Here is a 16,304-nt window from a genome sequence, read left to right as displayed (position 1 = left end):
TCTTCCATGAAAGCTCGCATGATGTTCGCCGGTCTGGCCGCTGCCTTCATGCTTACCGGCTGTTCCAGCATGTCTTCCATCAGCAACCCCTTTGAACAGCCCAGCATCACCGAGACGTACATTTCCCAGTTCCGGGACGTGCCCATTCCGGCTCCCATGAGCACCGTTCCTTCCGAAACGCTGGTTACCGTGGGACCCGACGGCAGCAAGTTCGGACTGGAATCCTTTAGCGGCCGTGTGGACGGCACCTCTCTGGCCAACGTCATGATGCAGAACATGGCCCGGCAGGGATGGCAGCTTCGCGGTTCCAGCGTCGGCGTCCGTTCCGTGCAGCTTTATGAAAAGGCTCCCCACTATGCGGCCATTTTCTATCGCGAAGGCGTAGTGAACACGTCCATGGACGTGTGGGTGGTCAACGGCGTGAACGTTGATATCCTGAGCCTTGTGCCCGAAGTGCACAGCAGCGTGAACAGCGGTCTTTCTTCCGGCGCGTCGTCCTACTCCGGCTCTTCCTCCTACTCCGGATCCTCCTATTCCGGTTCCGGCTCGTCCTACGGCAGCTCCGGTCAGGTGACCAGTCTTTCCGAATAGGGTTCCTGTATGGAAAAGCATCTGCTGTTCAAGCGTTTTGCGGACAAGAGGCTGCATATGGGCGTCTGCGGATCCGTGGCTGCCTTTCGTGCGGCTGAGCTTGTTCATCGCTGGCAGGACACGGGCGCAAACGTGAGCGCCACGCTGACCGCTGCGGCGCAGAAGTTCATTTCGCCTCTTACCTTCCGCGCTCTCGGCGCGTCGCCGGTGTATGGGGACATGTTCGGTTCCGAGGAGCCCTTCGAGCATCTGGAACCCGGGCAGATCGCCCACGCCATGGTCATCGCTCCGGCCTCGGCCGACATGCTGGCCCGTCTTGCGCACGGTCTTGCGGACGACATGCTCTCCGCCCAGACGCTGGCCTTTGATGGCCCCGTGGTGGTGGCTCCGGCCATGAATCCCCGTATGTGGCGCAATCCCGCCACGCAGGCCAACGTGGAAACGCTGCGCGAGCGAGGCTTCATCTTCGTGGGGCCGGACAGCGGCGTGGTGGCCTGTCACGACGAGGGACAGGGACGGCTTGCCGATCTGCGCATGATTTATCTTGCCGGTCTCAAGGCGCTTACGCCTCAGGACATGGAAGGCCGAACCGTCATGCTGACTCTGGGCCCCACGCGCGAGGGCTGGGACGACGTGCGTTTCTGGACCAACGGCTCTACCGGAACCATGGGCGCATCCATCGCCGTGGCCGCGTGGCTGCGCGGTGCGGAAGTGCATGCCGTGTGCGGTCCCGTGGACCTGTGGCTTCCCGATGATCCGGCCTTTCATCGGCACGACGTGACCACCGCCGCCCAGATGCTGGACCGGGCGAGAATGCTCTGGCCTTCATCCGACGCGGGCGTGTTCACCGCCGCTGTTGCGGATTTCAGGCCCGAGCCGCACGGCCCGGGCAAGTTCAAGAAGGATCGCGCAGGCGACGGATTCACGCTCTCCTTCCTGCCCAACGCCGACATTCTCCGCACGCTTGCCGAAGAGCGCTCCGAAGGCCAGGTGGTTGTGGGCTTTGCCGCTGAAAGCGTGCCCGACATGGACGCCCTCGGCCTTGCCGTTCATCACAAGCTGGAGAACAAAGGCGCGGACATTGTTGTGGGCAACCGCATATCTGACGGCTTCGGCCGCGCGGCCAACCGCGTGTACGTGGCCGACTCTCAGGGACGCGACGAGGTGTGGCCCGACATGCCCAAGCCGCAGGTCGCCTGGAAGCTCATCGACTGGATACGCACGCTGTTTGTATGATGGTTCCTTCCGCCATAGTGCGCCCGTGGCTCAAGACGGGCCTTTCAGCGCTGCTGCTGGAAAGTCCGCAGCGTGTGGCTGAACTGCGGGCCTCGAAGGATGAGACTCTCGAGGAAACTTCTGCCCCGCGGAGCGCCGGAGTTCCCCGGCATGTTCCGCCGTCCTTTCGTGCGCCTGCGCCGGAACGAAGAGGCGTATCCCGTCCGTCGTCCGCGCCCTCCCGAGCCGGGGATGCGTTTGCGCCGGACTCTCCGGTGCAGGCCGCTTCCCCCCGCGCGGAGGCTCCCGCTTCCGCTCAGGTCAGGCAGAGTCCGTCCGCCCGTCCCGCGGCAGGCGCTGCACAGACGCGTCCCGTGCTATCTTCGGACGGCGGCCTTCTTGCCACGCCCGGCGCGCTGCCGGTGGAACAGTGGCCCGCAAGCTGGCTCGCGCTCAAGAACCGCCGCCCTCTGCCGCCGCGTCCTCTCGTGCTCTGGACCTATGCCGGACTCGGAGAGGATCTTACCGGCAGGCCGGACGACGTACGCCGTCAGGTCATCGTGCGCATGCTCATGGAGCTTCGGCATCCGGGAGGAACGCACGTGTTCTGGCCCTGCGGACTTGCCGGAGAGAAGCCGGAAGACGGTCCCGCGCTTTTCTGGTCCGGCGTGAAGCTTCTGAATCCCCGCGTGCTGCTTCTTTTCGGCTCCGACGCCAGAGATACGCTCTCCATGCCGAAGACGCTTCTTCCTTTCTGTCAGGAGAGAGTGTACGGCAGGCTTGTCATTCAGCTTCCCCGGCCGCAGTCCCTCGCTCAGGATGAGGCTTCCTTCAAGCGTGCTCTGGTTTTTCTCTCCCGTCTTCTGCGCTTCTGCGCCAGGCGTCAGGCGTAGCGGCAAGGGTTCCCGTTTCTATGCAGAACGCCTTCCCCGTCGAATGGACGGGGAAGGCGTTTTTGCGCCGTGCGGCGCAGACAGGGGACGGGAAAGGACGCGGCCGGCGCCTGTTCGTGGTTCTTGCCGGAAGCGGGAGAGGGCGGGGTCAGGCCGTGGGATGGGGCGTTCTTCCGCTCCGCTGCACGAGCGCGTTCAGAACGGGCATGACGCCGGGATCAAGCACGGCGTCCTCCAGCGGATAGCGGCGGCCGAGATAGCCGTATTTCGGCAGGCCGAGACGGTGATAGGCCAGCAGCTCGTAACCCGTTTTCGGGGGAAGCTTGTCGAGTATCGCCGCAATGTCCTCTTCGGTGTCGTTGAAGCCGGGAATGACGGGCGTGCGCACGAGTATGGGCAGATGAGGAAAATCACGCCGGACGCGCTGCAGATTTTCCACGATGACGTCGTTGCGCGCCCCGGTAAAGCGTTCATGCTTCTGAGGATCGGCGCATTTCATGTCGAATATCAGGGTGTTCAGGAAGGGGGCGGCCCGCTGCAGCTTCTCGTACGGATAGAAGCCGCAGGTCTCCACGGCGGTGTCGACGTGACGGCGTCTGGCTTCCCGCAGAAGGGCGACGGAGAATTCTTCCTGCAGAAGGGCCTCGCCGCCGCTCAGCGTGATGCCTCCTCCCGAGCGGGAGTAGAAGACGCCGTCGCGCTCCACGGCGTTGAGGATCTGCGCCACGGTCTTTCGTTCGCCGTAGCAGGTCTGGGCCCGGGAGGGGCAGACCTTCACGCAGGCCATGCAGTTCGTGCAGAGGGAAACGTCGAAGCGCACCATGCCGGAGTCGAGGGAAAGGGCTCCCGAGGGGCAGGCCTCAAGACAGCGGCCGCAGAGCTCCGCGCCTATGCAGCGCGAGGGGTTGAACGCCTTTTCCGGGCGCGTGTTCTGGGACTCGGGATTGCTGCACCAGCGGCAGCGCAGGCCGCAGCCCTTGAGAAAGACCAGGGTGCGGATGCCCGCTCCGTCGTGAACGCTGAACTTCTGGATGTTGAAGACCAGCCCCTGCCGGTCATTGTCGTCTTGCATAGGCGTCTCCTCGGACATGACGGGAAACGGGAGGCAGAGCTCTGCCTCCCGGAAAGTGGCGGGGGGGGCCGGGGCGTCCCGGTCCCCCGGACGTCTAGACCTGTTCGGATTCCGTGCGTTCGATGATGTCGTTCTGAAGAGCCGGAGACAGGTCGCAGAAGTAGGCGCTGTATCCGGCCACGCGAACCAGCAGGCCCCGGTAGTTTTCCGGCGTCTTCTGCGCCTTCAGGAGGGTTTCGCGGTTGATGATGTTGAACTGGAGATGCCAGAGCTTGAGGTCGCACCAGGTGCGGATGAGGTCCACGATCTTGCGCGTTCCTTCCTCTCCGGCCACGCTCTTGGGAGAGAGCTTGATGTTCAGCAGCCGCGAGGCGCGGTGCAGCATGTCGTAGTTCTTGGAATGATAGCTGGAGAGCAGCACGGCCGTGGGGCCTTCATGGTCGGCGCCCTGAGAGGGAGAGGCGCCGTCGGACAGGGACGTGCCGGCGGTGCGTCCGTTCGGCGTTGCGCCTATGACGTTGCCGAAGGTGATGTGCGAGGTGATGGGAACGAAGCGCAGTTCGGCGTTGAGTCCTCTTTCCTTGGAACTGCGGTCGGCCTCCTCAAGGGACAGACGGTCGAGATCCTTGGCTATGGCGTCGGCATAGGGGTCGTCGTTGCCGAAGGCGGGAGCGTGGAGCAGCTGTTCGCGGAGCGGCTCATAGCCCTTGAAGTCGGCCCGGCAGGCCCGGAGGAGCTCTTCCATGGAAACGACCTTCTCCTCGAATACCAGCTTCTTCACGGCGGCGAGGGAATCCACCACCGTGGCGTAGCCCAGCATTTCAAAATAGGAGAAGTCCACGCCGCCTTCGATGCGTTCGCTCTGCAGATCGGTCATGGCGTTCATGCACAGGTCGTGCAGGCAGGAGGAAAGCGGGGAGGCGAAGTGTTCCGGACGCAGCCTGTCCACGACGGCCTGCTGCTGGAAGGAGCGGCGTATCAGATGGACGTGCTGCTTCTTGTAGGCGTCGTAGAATTCCTCCCAGGTGCGGAAGGTCAGGGGATCGCCCGTTTCCAGGCCGAGCAGCTCGTCGCCGTAGTAGGGCATCCGGCCGTTGTACATGGTCATTTCCAGCGCGGCGGCAAAGTTGATGTAGGCACAGCCGGAGGTGTAGGTGTCGCGGTTGGGATAGCGGGTTTCCGTGCAGCCGGATACGGCGTAGTCGTAGACTTCGGCAAGGGGGACGCCCTTGAGGGCGTTCAGAGGGATGGTTTCCTCGTCGTTGATGAGCTTCGGATAGCCCGAGCCGTCCTTGATGGTCAAGGCCACTTCGTGCAGGAAGCGCTCGGGGGAGCGGGAATGGATGCGTGCCGCAAGATCGGGATAGTTGAGGGGGAATTCCCTCTTGGATTCCAGGAACAGGTAGGAGAGCTCGTTCGTCGCGTCTTCGCCGTCCCTGGTCTGTCCGCCTATGGTCACGGCTTCCCAGTGGGCGTAGCCTTCATAGAAGTCGGAGCCGGAGGGAGATATGTTGAAGTCCACGAACTGGGCCATTTCCACCCACATGCACTCCAGCAGTTCCTTGGCCTGTTCCCGGGTGAGGATGCCGTCCTCCATGTCCTTTTTGTAGAAGGGATAGAGGTACTGATCCATGCGTCCGTTGGACACTACGCCGCCGGTACGCTGTTCCAGACGGGAGAATATCTGGACGAACCACTGGCACTGCAGCGCTTCATGGAAGGTGCGCGCGGGATGGGCGGGAACATGGTCGCATATCTCGGCGATGCGGAGCAGCTCTTTTCTGCGTACGGGATCGGCTTCCCCGGCGGCAAGCTTCCGCGCCAGATCGGCATGGCGTCTGCCCCAGATCATGATGGCGTCGCAGATGACGAGCATGGCTTCGAGGAAAGGCTTTTTCGTGGAAATGTCCAGGGCGTTTTCCAGATCGAGGGAAGACAGCTTTTCCTCGATTTCCTTCTTCAGGCCGAGGAAGCCCTTGCGTATGGCCTTCTCATAGTCGGGACACCACTGGAGCCCGGAGCGGTACGAGGCGGTTTCGTTGACGATGGACTTTGACTTCAGACCGCGGTCGTCCGAGTAGGTCAGCTTGCGCAGTTCGGGCGGCAGGGCGGCGTTGAGGTGTTCATGGAACGTTTTGCCTTCCCAGTACGGCGCTATGTCTTCAAGGGCAATGCGCACGTCTTCATCCGATATGCGGAAGGGATTGGTCTTGCGGCTGTTGATGCCGGCAAGGACCTCCCTGTAGAAGTCGCCGTCGAGCTCGGGGTAAAGGATGCCGTGGCGGCCGAGGCAGCCGGCACGTCCCGCAAGAAGGGAGCCCTCGTCTATGTACACGGTGATCTTTTCCGCCACGTTCTTCATCGCCTTGGCCCAGCGAAGCGTGAGAAGCTGTCCTTCCGTCTCGCGCATGGATTCCGTGAAGTAGCGTGCCCGTTCTATGTCTATGTGGGGAATGTCGAACTGGACGCGGTCGCGTATGGCAAAGACCCGTTCGTGACCTTTCCGGCTGACGTGATGGCTGCAGATGCGTTCTTCCTGGGGAGACAGACAGCAGGCCTGAGACATGATGGACCTCCATGAAGGACAGAACCGGAAGTTCTGCGTGAAAAGGGTTGCGTTTTCGGTCGCCGCGTCCGAGGCTGTGGCCGCCTCGTCCTTCATGCCGACGGCGGATGCGGAAGCCTTCGCCCGGACTTTCTGGCGTGCGGCAAGCTCCCGTGCTCTTCTTCTCCGGGAACCTGACGCCCGGGGAAGGCCCGGGCATCCGGCGCCTTTTTTCTTTCTCAGGGGAGATCCGCAAAGGGATGGGCCGGACGGCACGCGGCGTTCCGAAGACTGAACGTGCGTGAAGATGGAGGAAGCATAGAAGAAACGGCAAAAAAAAAGATGCGCCGAAAAGCATTTTTTCCCGATAGTTGTCCTGAACCGGGAAAGGCTTTGCCGTCCTGCTGGTGGAACGGGGGATTTTCGTGAGCGCCGCGTTCTGGCGGACGCAGGGTCCCGGAGCCGTGCGCCGGAAGAATCCTGCGCCGGAACATGGGCTGATTGCGGGCGTTCTGCGCAAACGGCGGGTCTCCCGCCGGAGGAGGAAGGCGTGCGGCACGGGCCTTGGGGGAGAGTCTCCTCTCAGGCTGCATCGTGGGCCGGGCGCAAAGCTGCGCGCCGGGAATCGGGAGCGTGCGGACGGCCCCGGCGCCTCTTCCCGCCGTGCTAGAGCAGCAGCTCGCCGCAGGCGGCGCGGAAGAGCCGCCGCTCATCGAGGATGGAGAGCCTCGTCTTTGTGAAGCACTCCAGAATGCCGTGCTTTTTGAGGGCCAGAACGACCTTGTTGAGGGAGGACTTGTGCACGCCGAGCAGCAGGGAAAGCTCTATCTGGCTTATGCCCGGGGAAAACGAGCTTCTGCCGCAGCTGTCGCAGCAGTAATACATCCACATGGCCACCTTTTCTTCCACGGTACGGCAGCTCATGATGGAGAGCATGGCGTCGAACAGGGACAGCTTGACGCTGACGGAATAGAGCATGCTGCGCATGAGTTCGGGGTGCGCGGCGATGAAGCGCTCGTCGTGAAGGAGGTCTCCGGGAAAAATGTGGCACTCCACGTCGGTCAGACACTGAAAGTGCGGCAGGCTCTGGCAGAATCCCGAACAGACGTAGGCTTCCCGGATCAGGGTGCCGGGGCCGAAGATGAGCATGGAATGCGCGCCGCCTCCGTAGGAGGTGTGGGTCGAGCAGATGCGGCCGGAGGTCAGATAGCCGAAGCTTCTCGTCTCCCCGTCGGGAAGCAGGAATTCCCCCTTTTTCAGGACCATGCGCCGACCGGCGGAGAGGACGGCCTTCCACTCCGGGGAAAGGTTGTCCACCATGCCGGGCAGAAAGCGGCGCGTGCCGGGCCGGAAGATGTGCATGGCTCTCTCCTTGTGCGGCTGAAGGCGGCTCTACGGGCGCTTGTTCTGATTTGCCTTGTCCTTCATGCGCTTTTCATAAAGCTTTGCAGACGTGAGCCCGGCAAGCAGTCCCATGGTGGCGCCGAACACGATGCCTTCCGCCGTGTTCACGAAGCCGAGGAGAACGGCAAAGATGCCGACGGAGCTGCCGATAAGGAAACCGCGAACAATAAAAGGACTCATACAAAACCTCATGGCGTGCTTTTCATCGCCGTATTAAGACAAAGGAGATTGCCATAATCTACGTTTGCCCGGTCTTTTGTCAATGCGCGGGCGGACGAAGGGACGCTTCTTTTTCTCCGTGCCCCTTCCGGCGGAAGGAAGACGTCCGGCTCCGGGCGGCCGGAGCAAAACGTTCAGCCATGGAGGATGGGTCATGAATGCGCTGCGTGCAAGTGGAGTCGCGCTGCTTTGTCTGATTCTGGTCGCCTGCAACGAGGATGACAAAAAACAGTCCGCCGGGGCGACGTTTCCGCCGCCCTTTGTAAAGGCCGTAAAACTCGAACGCATGGACGTTCCTCTTTACGCCACCTTCATGGGGCAGACGCAGGGCAGTCGTTCCGCCGCGGTAAAGCCGCAGGTGTCGGGCATTCTCATGGAGCGCTTTTTCAAGGAAGGTGCGTACGTGAAGCAGGGGACCGTGCTCTTTGAGATAGACGAAGCTCCGTTTCGGGCGGCCCTTCGTCAGGCGGAAGGGCAGCTTGCCGACGCCGTAAGCACGCTGGAGAACGCCCGCAAGGAATATGACCGCGTGCAGAAGCTCTACGCTTCCAATGCGGTGAGCCGTCAGGAGCGTGACAGCGCCTACGCCGCGTGGAAAAGCGCGCAGGGACGGAGAGAGTCGGCGCAGGCCGCCGTGAACGAGGCACGCATAACGCTCGGGTACTGCCGGGTGACAGCGCCCTTTTCCGGCTTTACAAGCCGCGAGGTGACGCGCACGGGCAATCTTGTGGGCACGGACAGCACGCTGACGTTCATCAATCAGAGCGATCCCATGGATGTGGAATTTTCCGTGCCGAGCGTGGAGCTTTTCTCCATGCGCGACATGGAGTCGAAGGGCAGGGCCGTAAGCTACGGCGAAGGCTCGATGGCCGTGCTTTCCCTTCTGGACGGCACGGACTACGACCGGAAGGGAGAAGTGATCTTTCTCGACACGCAGGTGGATTCCTCAACAAGCGCCGTGCGGGCCCGGGCCCGCTTTCCCAACGCGGAAGGCAGACTGCTTCCCGGCGAGTTTGTCATCGTGCGGGTGGGGGGCGCAAAACTTGTCGGCGCTATCATGATACCGCAGGAAGCTGTCATGCAGACGGAACAGGGCACGGCCGTGTACGCGCTGGACAAGGAGAATCGCGCGTATCTTGCTCCCGTGACGCTCGGCCCTGCTTTCGGCAGCAGCTTTCTTCTGGAAAAGGGGCTTGAACATGGGCAGAGAATCGTGGTGCAGGGCCAGAACAAGGTGACGGCAGGGCAGACGGTGCGGGCGGAAGAACTCAGGCAGAGTCTGAAGGTCGATCCGCTGGACACGCCGGAATCCTCTTCCCCCGTGACGGGAAGCGGCGTGGAGGACGCTCCCGCCCCGGTCAGGGAGGTCAGTCATGAGTGACGATTCTCTGAAAAAGAACGCGTCCGGCCCTTCCGCTCCGTCCATGTTGTCGCCGGCAGGTGCCCCCGTCACTCTTCGTGCCGGTTTTTTTCTGCGGCGTCCCGTGCTGTCCATGGTGCTTTCCATTTTCATCGTGCTTGCCGGACTTCTCTCCATACGCGAGCTTCCCGTGGCACAGTATCCAGATCTCATCCCGCCCACAATCACGGTGAGCGCGCAGTATCCGGGCGCGAGTCCCGAGATCATCGCCCAGACGGTGGCCACGCCCATAGAGGAGCAGATCAACGGCGTGCCTGACATGATCTACATGAGCTCGGTCAGTTCCTCGAGCGGCTCCATGCAGATTTCCGTGACCTTTGCCGTGGGCACGGATGCGGACATCGCTCAGGTGAACGTGAACAACCGCGTGCAGGCCGCAACGCCCATGCTGCCGGAAATCGTGCGGCAGTACGGCGTGACGGTGGACACCTTTTCGCCCGCCATTCTGGAAATCGTGGCGCTGTATTCCAGGGACGGCATGCATGACGCCACCTATCTCAGCAATTACGCTCTTGTGAATCTGCTCGACGGGCTCAAGCGCGTGCCCGGTGTGGGACAGGCCGAGATCATAGGCAGCCGTGATCACGCCATGCGCATCTGGCTCGATCCGCTCCGCATGGCTGAGCTCGGCATCAGCGTGAACGACATTTCTCAGGCCGTGAATGATCAGAACGCCCAGTATTCTCTGGGCAGCGTGGGAAGTCAGCCCGGATCGGACAGTCTGACCATGACATGGCAGCTTCAGGGAGAGGGGCGTCTTGTGACGGCCGAGCAGTTCGGCAACATCATACTCCGGGCTTCTCCGGAAGGCGGAGTGCTTCGCCTGCGCGACGTGGGCCGTGTGGAGCTCGGCGCGGAAAGTTACAACTTTGCCTGCGCCATCGACGGCGCCACCGCCATTCCTCTGGCCATATTTCTGGCCCCGGGCAGCAACGCGCTGGACACGGCCGAGCGCGTGGCCGCCTACATGGAAGAGCAGGAACGGTATTTTCCCTCCGGCATGGGATATGTGGTTCCCTATGATACCACCATATTCGTGCGTCTTTCCGTGGAAGAGGTGGTACGCACGCTGGTGGAGGCCATGCTTCTTGTGTTTGCCGTGGTGTATCTCTTTCTTCAGGACTGGCGGGCCACGCTCATTCCCTGCCTGGCCGTGCCCATTGCGCTCACAGGCACATTTGCGGGCGTCTATCTTCTCGACTTCTCCATCAACACGCTTACGCTCTTTGCGCTGGTTCTTGCCATAGGCATGGTGGTGGACGACGCCATAGTGGTGCTGGAAAATGTGGAGCGGGTACTTCGCACCGAAAGGCTCGATGTGGCCGGAGCCACGGCCGTGGCCATGAACGAGGTGACGTCGGCCGTTGTCGCCATCGTCTTTGTGCTGTGCTCCGTGTTTATTCCCGTGGGATTTCTCGGCGGACTTGCGGGCGTCATGTACCGGCAGTTCGCCGTGACCATCGCCATTGCCGTGGTCATTTCCGGTCTGGTGGCCCTGACGCTCACGCCCGCGCTGTGCCTGAAGCTTCTCAAGGGAGAGCACAAACAGCCCTGGGCTCCTTTCCGCTGGTTCAACCGCTTTTTCGACGCGGTGACGGAAGGGTTTTCTCATCTGGTCATGTTCTTTCTGCGGCACGGACTGATATCCTGCGGCATTCTTGCGGGACTTTGCCTGTGTACGGCCTGGCTTTTTACCAGAGTTCCCACAACGCTGGTGCCGGAAGAGGATCAGGGCTCGCTCATGTGCACCATTTCCCTGCCGGAGGGATCGGCCCTGCCCAAGACACGTGAGCTTGTCACGAGCGTGAGCGAGGCCGTGGGGCGCCTGCCTGCCGTGGCCCACGTGCTCAGTCTTTCCGGGTATGATCTTGTGAACAGCACGCTGGATGCCAGCGCGGGCACGCTGTTCATTCAGCTCAAGCCCTGGGACGAGCGAAAGACGCCGGAACTCGGCATGGCGGCAACGCTGCGGCAGATATACGCCCTGGGACTCGGTGAAAGCCGGGGACTCGTTCTGCCCTTCAATCCGCCTCCCATCATGGGCATGAGCAATACCGGCGGATTCGAGATGGAAATTCAGACCACCTCCGGAACGCCGGAGGAACTGGCGCGGGTGGCCGACGACTTTGCGGCAAAGGCCTCGGCGCAGCCGGAACTTTCCGGGGTGAACAGTGCCTTCAGCGTGGATGCGCCGCGTCTTTTCGTTCGTCTCGACAGGGAAAAGGCCGCCATGTCCGGCGTGGACTGCGCGGATGTGTTCAACATGCTCGGCGCGACGCTGGGCTCGACCTACATCAACGACTTCAACCTGTCGGGCCGCACCTTCAAGGTCATGATGCAGGCCGACGAGCGGTTCCGCAGTCTGCCGGACAGCATGCGTTCACTGTACGTGACCTCCTCCACCGGCGATCAGATTCCGCTGACCTCGCTCGTCACGGTGACCACCGACGGCGGGCCGTCCACGGTGTCGCATTTCAACGGCCTTCTTTCGGCCAAGATTACGGGCAACCCCGCTGCGGGAGCAAGTTCCGGGCAGGCCATCGCCGCGCTGGAAAAGGTGGCGGCTTCCCTGCCGCAGGGCTATTCCTTCGCCTGGTCCGGCGTGACGTATCAGGAAGTGGAGACGGGAGGTACGGACTTCGGCGTGCTCGGCCTGAGCGTGCTCATGATATTCCTTATTCTCGCCGCACAGTATGAGCGCTGGAGTCTGCCTCTGGCCGTGCTTTCCGCCGTACCCTTCGCCGTGTTCGGCGCCATTTTCGGCAACTGGCTTGTGGGACTCAGCAACGACATCTACACACAGGTGGCCATCATTACGCTGCTCGGCCTGGCGTGCAAGAACGCCATTCTCATCATCGAGTTCGCCGTGGAGCTGCGCGAGCAGGGCAGAAAGCTGGAGGAAGCCGCCGTGGAGGCCGCAAAGCTCAGGTTCCGTCCCATCATCATGACGTCCATAGCATTCATTCTGGGCTGTCTGCCTCTGGCGTTCAGCTCCGGCGCAGGCGCGGCGAGCCGCGTGTCCATAGGCGTGAGCGTAGTGTGCGGCATGATTGCGGCCACGGTGCTGGCGCCGCTGCTCGTGCCGTATTTCTTCGTGCTGGTCATGCGCGCTTCCGAACGGCTGTTCGGTGCCTCGCGCAGGGAGGAGAGGTCATGAAACGCGTGCTTGCGGCTTTGATGACGGCGCTTGTTCTGTCGGGCTGTTCCTTTGCTCCCGAGTATCACAGGCCGGAGCAGTCCCTTCCTTCCTCGTGGGGAGAGGAGGGGGCAAGACCTGAACAGGGCGAGCTTTCCCGTGAATGGTGGCGGCGCTTCAACGACGAGGCGCTGAATGAGCTCGTGTCCCTCGCGCTTTCGCAGAACAGGAATCTGGAACAGAGTCTGGCGAGAGTGGACGCGGCCCGGGCGGCGCTCGGCATGGCGCGTGCGGATCTTTTCCCTCAGCTTTCCGCACAGGGCGCGGGCGAGAGAACAAGGAGCAGTCTGGATGCCTCCGCCACCTACGGCGTCATGCGCGAGCTCGGCGCTCTTGAGGAGCGAGTGGATGCCATGGATGGGCAGGGCGTTCGGCGCGTCTCTTCCCCCTCGCGTGTGGATTCGCTCTGGAGCGGTGCGGTTCAGGCTGCCTGGGAGCTCGATATATGGGGGCGGTACCGCAACGCCGCGGCGGCGGCAAGGGAAGAGCTGCTTTCTGCGGAAGACGCCGCGCATGCCCTGGAACTTTCTCTCGCAGGGCAGGTCTGCTCGGCTTATTTCGACCTTCTGAACTATCGTGAGCAGCGCGATCTTACCGAGCGTACGCTGAAGGCACGGGAGGATTCTGCCGCGCTCTATGAAAAGCAGTACGCCGCAGGAGCCATCAGCGAGCTGGACATTCTCAATGTGCGCACGCAGGTGGACTCGCTCAAGGACAGCCTTGCACAGGCAAAAACAAGGGTGGAGCAGGCCGAGGGAGCGCTTCTGCTGCTGACCGGAGCGTCGCCGGACACCGTGTTCTCGGGACGTGCGGAGTCCGGGGCAAGACTTGCATCTTTCCCTGTCGCGCCTCAGCTTCCCGCAGGACTGCCTTCCGAGCTTCTTGCGCGCAGACCGGACATTCGCGCAGCCGAGGCCTCGCTTCGCGCGGCGCATTTTCAGGTGGGCGAGGCCAGAGCTGCATTCTTTCCCTCCATCAGTCTCACAGGGAGTCTCGGCACCTCGAGTACGCAGCTCGACGGGCTTTTTTCCGGCGCGGCAGGAAACTGGAGCTTCGGCGGCAACATGAATCTGCCGCTTTTTACCTTCGGACGCACCATAAGCGGCGTGCGGCAGGCCGAAGCCTCCGTGCGTGCGGCAGCCGCAGCATATGAGCTTTCCGTTCAGCAGGCTTTCAGCGACATACGTTCCGCGCTGGCAGCGCAGAAGGGCACGGCGGAAAGCGTGAAAAGCCTTGCGGACGCCGCCTTGCGCATGGAAAAGGCGGCCGAACTTGCCCGGACCAGATACGAGGCGGGCTATTCGCCCTATCTCGACGTTCTGGAGGCGGAGCGCACCCTGTATGCTTCCCGGATGCAGCTGGCTGCGGGACGGGCGGCTCAGCTTTCCGCCGTGGCGCAGGTGTGCGTGACGCTCGGCGGGGGCTGGTAGCGCTCCAACGGGCAAGCACCGCAGACGGGCGTCATGTACCGACTTCGTGTTGAAAAAAAGAACGGCGCCCTTTCCGAAGAAAGAACACCGTCCCATGGCAGAGGCTGTTTGCAGGGGGATGACAGAGAGCGCCGTCTGCCGTCTGTGGAAGGGGAGAAAACCGAAGGCGTGCTGCGGGAAGACTCCGGTTTTCTCCCCTTTTCGGGGATGAGCGGTCCGGGCAGGAGGTAGGCATGGACCGCTTTCGAGGGTCTGTTAGAGCTTGCAGCCTATGCTGCGGCCGTTTTCCATGGCGTCGACGATGAGGCTGCCCACATCGGCGCCGTTGACGGAACCGGCCATGTGGATTTCTGATACGATGCCTTCCAGGCGGTTCTTGAGGGAGAGATCAGGCTTCTGCGAGGTGAGCACCATGACGGTGTCGCCTTCGGCCAGATGTTCCTTGCCTTCCTTGTCTACATACATGACGCCCTTGGAGGTGATTTCCTTGAAGGTCACTTCCGTGAAGGCGGAAATGCCGCGCTTCTGGAACCAGGGGCGCACTCTGTCCATGTAGCGGGGCGGAATGCCCTTGCCGAGTTCCGCGCCGTCTTCAAGCACGCACACTTCGCGGCCGCGCTTGTTGAGGAAGATGGCTCCCTGTACGCCTTCGATTTTGCCCCCGACGATGACTACGCGTCTGCCGATGGGCAGGAAAATCTTGGTCAGCTTGTGCAGCAGGTCGGGACCGAACACCACGAGGGGCAGCTTGACCTGCTTGCTCAGGGAATTCACGCCGGTCACGTTTCTGCCGTTTACGCCGGGCAGTTCGGGCAGGGTATAGAGGCCGCCGGTGGCAATGACCACGGCGTCGGGAGCTTCACGACGAACATAGTCGGCGTCCACGGCGGTGTTGAGACGAATGTCCACGGGCAGCTTGGCGAGCTGTCCCGTAAGGTAGGGTACGATGGAGCGGATGTCTTCCACGTCGGAGCCCTTGATCATGGACGCAAGCGGGAGCTTGCCGCCGAGAGCCCGGTTCCTTTCGCACAGAATGACCTGGTGTCCGCGAAGAGCGGCCACGCGGGCGGTCTCCATGCCGGCAGGTCCGCCGCCGATGACGAGCACCTTCTTCTTTTTCTCGGCGGGCGTGATGCGCAGTTCGCTTTCGCGGCCCATGGAAGGATTGACGCGGCAGCGACGGGGACGGCCGGCCGGCGGATCTTCACAGGTGCCGCAGCGCGTGCAGCGCACGATGTCGTCTGTGCGGCCTTCCATGACCTTGCGGGGAAATTCGGGATCGGCCCAGAGATAACGGCCGAAGGCCACGAGATCGGCCTTGCCCTGAGAGAGCACGGCTTCGCCTTTGTTCTCATCCATGCGGCCCACGGCGATGACGGGAATGGACACGGCCTTCTTGATGGCTTCCGCCGCAGGAACCAGCAGGCCGAGTCCGCGGTAGTCGTCCATGTAGGGCTTCATGTGTTCTTCAGGTTCGGGATAGGGCCAGTAGTCGGGCAGATAGCGGAACGGCAGGGGGCCGTAGCCGTAGCCGGACACGCTGATGTAGTTGACGCCGGCCTTTTCAAAGATTTTTGCCGCTTCCACCGCTTCTTCCACGGTAAGCTCGCCCTTCGCGCCCCATTCATGGCCGTTCATGCGAAGGCCGATGGGGTAGTCCGCCCCGAGACGACGGCGCAGCTCGGTGATGATTTCCACGATGAGGCGGGTGCGGTTTTCCATGTTCTGGGGGCCGTATTCATCGTCGCGATGGTTCCATACGCGGCTCAGAAAGCTTTCCAGATAGTAGCCGTGGGCGCAGTGGACTTCTATGCCGTCAAAACCGCAGGCAGCTACGCGTTCGGCAGCCGCAAGATAGAGCTGCTTGTCTTCTTCTATTTCCTCGCGGGTGAGTCCGTGCACGGCCTTGCCCGGACTGGGAATGTCCTTGACGTCTATGGAGGAGGAGCCCACGGGCAGACCGCCGTGATGCCCCGCGGCTGCGGAGGGACCGCCGTGATGCAGCTGGCACATGACCGGGCAGTCATGGGAGTGAACGCGGTCCACAAGATTTTTCATGCCGGGTATGAATTTGTCGTCGCTGAGCGCGCCGTACGGTCCGTAGGGATGGTCGGGTCTCCAGGTGACGGCCGAAACGATGAGCAGGCCTACGCCGCCTGCGGCGAGGGTTTCGTAAAAGTCCGTCACGCGCTGACCGGCCGAGCCGTCCTTTTCAAAGAACCAGCTCGACTGAGGGGCCTTGACCATGCGGTTGCGGAGCTTCAGTCTGCTGTTGATGGTTATGGGTGCAGTAAGATGCGGGAATGAGGCGTTACCCAT

Annotated in this window: 11 protein-coding genes; 6 read left to right on the top strand and 5 right to left on the bottom strand. The window is 62.2% G+C overall.

Going from position 1 to position 16,304, the window contains the following annotated elements; all coding sequences use genetic code 11:
• The first annotated feature begins 6 nt into the window (after positions 1-6).
• The 3 genes from Q0J81_RS00745 (at position 7) to Q0J81_RS00735 (ending at position 2,699) form a co-directional block, all read left to right on the top strand.
• Positions 7-591, top strand: coding sequence for a hypothetical protein (locus tag Q0J81_RS00745; RefSeq protein ID WP_294445480.1), 585 nt, complete (start codon positions 7-9; stop codon positions 589-591).
• A 9-nt stretch (positions 592-600) separates the two neighbouring features.
• The gene (gene coaBC / locus Q0J81_RS00740; protein ID WP_294445479.1) at positions 601-1,827 is read left to right on the top strand and encodes a bifunctional phosphopantothenoylcysteine decarboxylase/phosphopantothenate--cysteine ligase CoaBC; all 1,227 of its coding nucleotides are present in this window, start codon (positions 601-603) and stop codon (positions 1,825-1,827) included.
• A 353-nt stretch (positions 1,828-2,180) separates the two neighbouring features.
• Positions 2,181-2,699, top strand: coding sequence for a hypothetical protein (locus tag Q0J81_RS00735; protein WP_294445478.1), 519 nt, complete (start codon positions 2,181-2,183; stop codon positions 2,697-2,699).
• Positions 2,700-2,847: 148 nt separating this feature from the next.
• Here the strand turns inward: Q0J81_RS00735 and Q0J81_RS00730 are convergent, their stop codons facing one another.
• The 4 genes from Q0J81_RS00730 to Q0J81_RS00715 form a co-directional block, all read right to left on the bottom strand.
• Positions 2,848-3,771, bottom strand: a complete 924-nt coding sequence (locus tag Q0J81_RS00730; protein ID WP_294445477.1) for a glycyl-radical enzyme activating protein — start codon at positions 3,769-3,771, stop codon at positions 2,848-2,850.
• A gap of 94 nt (positions 3,772-3,865) precedes the next feature.
• The gene (locus Q0J81_RS00725; protein ID WP_294445476.1) at positions 3,866-6,337 is read right to left on the bottom strand and encodes a pyruvate formate lyase family protein; all 2,472 of its coding nucleotides are present in this window, start codon (positions 6,335-6,337) and stop codon (positions 3,866-3,868) included.
• Positions 6,338-6,982: 645 nt separating this feature from the next.
• Positions 6,983-7,678: a Crp/Fnr family transcriptional regulator gene (locus tag Q0J81_RS00720; RefSeq protein ID WP_294445475.1), complete on the bottom strand. Its 696-nt coding sequence runs from the start codon at positions 7,676-7,678 to the stop codon at positions 6,983-6,985.
• Positions 7,679-7,708: 30 nt separating this feature from the next.
• Entirely contained in the window at positions 7,709-7,900 is a 192-nt protein-coding gene (locus Q0J81_RS00715; protein ID WP_294445474.1) for a hypothetical protein, read from the bottom strand.
• A 193-nt stretch (positions 7,901-8,093) separates the two neighbouring features.
• Between Q0J81_RS00715 and Q0J81_RS00710 the strand changes: the two genes are divergently transcribed.
• From Q0J81_RS00710 to Q0J81_RS00700, 3 genes are read left to right on the top strand one after another with little or no spacing between them, the layout of a single operon-like run.
• On the top strand, positions 8,094-9,320 hold the full coding sequence (locus Q0J81_RS00710) for an efflux RND transporter periplasmic adaptor subunit (RefSeq protein ID WP_294445473.1): 1,227 nt from the start codon (positions 8,094-8,096) through the stop codon (positions 9,318-9,320).
• Complete coding sequence (locus Q0J81_RS00705) at positions 9,313-12,516, top strand: efflux RND transporter permease subunit (protein WP_294445472.1); 3,204 nt, start codon at positions 9,313-9,315, stop codon at positions 12,514-12,516. Before Q0J81_RS00710 ends, Q0J81_RS00705 begins: the two co-directional genes overlap by 8 nt.
• On the top strand, positions 12,513-13,985 hold the full coding sequence (locus tag Q0J81_RS00700) for an efflux transporter outer membrane subunit (protein WP_294445471.1): 1,473 nt from the start codon (positions 12,513-12,515) through the stop codon (positions 13,983-13,985). Before Q0J81_RS00705 ends, Q0J81_RS00700 begins: the two co-directional genes overlap by 4 nt.
• A gap of 255 nt (positions 13,986-14,240) precedes the next feature.
• Here Q0J81_RS00700 and Q0J81_RS00695 read toward each other — a convergent pair whose 3' ends face one another.
• Positions 14,241-16,304, bottom strand: coding sequence for an FAD-dependent oxidoreductase (locus Q0J81_RS00695; RefSeq protein ID WP_294445470.1), 2,064 nt, complete (start codon positions 16,302-16,304; stop codon positions 14,241-14,243).

It is taken from the genome of uncultured Mailhella sp., from assembly GCF_944324575.1.
Lineage (GTDB): Bacteria > Desulfobacterota > Desulfovibrionia > Desulfovibrionales > Desulfovibrionaceae > Mailhella.
Note: the sequence above shows the minus strand (reverse complement) of the source record. Positions and strands in the feature narration are given on the sequence as shown.

What these genes read in the sequence shown, in the direction of transcription:
- Q0J81_RS00745 (WP_294445480.1), top strand. Translation starts at nt 7, where the DNA reads ATGAAAGCTCGCATGATGTTCGCCGGTCTGGCCGCTGCCTTCATGCTT.
- coaBC (WP_294445479.1), top strand. Translation starts at nt 601, where the DNA reads ATGGAAAAGCATCTGCTGTTCAAGCGTTTTGCGGACAAGAGGCTGCAT.
- Q0J81_RS00730 (WP_294445477.1), bottom strand. Translation starts at nt 3,771, where the DNA reads ATGCAAGACGACAATGACCGGCAGGGGCTGGTCTTCAACATCCAGAAG.
- Q0J81_RS00725 (WP_294445476.1), bottom strand. Translation starts at nt 6,337, where the DNA reads ATGTCTCAGGCCTGCTGTCTGTCTCCCCAGGAAGAACGCATCTGCAGC.
- Q0J81_RS00720 (WP_294445475.1), bottom strand. Translation starts at nt 7,678, where the DNA reads ATGCACATCTTCCGGCCCGGCACGCGCCGCTTTCTGCCCGGCATGGTG.
- Q0J81_RS00715 (WP_294445474.1), bottom strand. Translation starts at nt 7,900, where the DNA reads ATGAGTCCTTTTATTGTTCGCGGTTTCCTTATCGGCAGCTCCGTCGGC.
- Q0J81_RS00710 (WP_294445473.1), top strand. Translation starts at nt 8,094, where the DNA reads ATGAATGCGCTGCGTGCAAGTGGAGTCGCGCTGCTTTGTCTGATTCTG.
- Q0J81_RS00705 (WP_294445472.1), top strand. Translation starts at nt 9,313, where the DNA reads ATGAGTGACGATTCTCTGAAAAAGAACGCGTCCGGCCCTTCCGCTCCG.
- Q0J81_RS00700 (WP_294445471.1), top strand. Translation starts at nt 12,513, where the DNA reads ATGAAACGCGTGCTTGCGGCTTTGATGACGGCGCTTGTTCTGTCGGGC.
- Q0J81_RS00695 (WP_294445470.1), bottom strand. Translation starts at nt 16,304, where the DNA reads ATGGGTAACGCCTCATTCCCGCATCTTACTGCACCCATAACCATCAAC.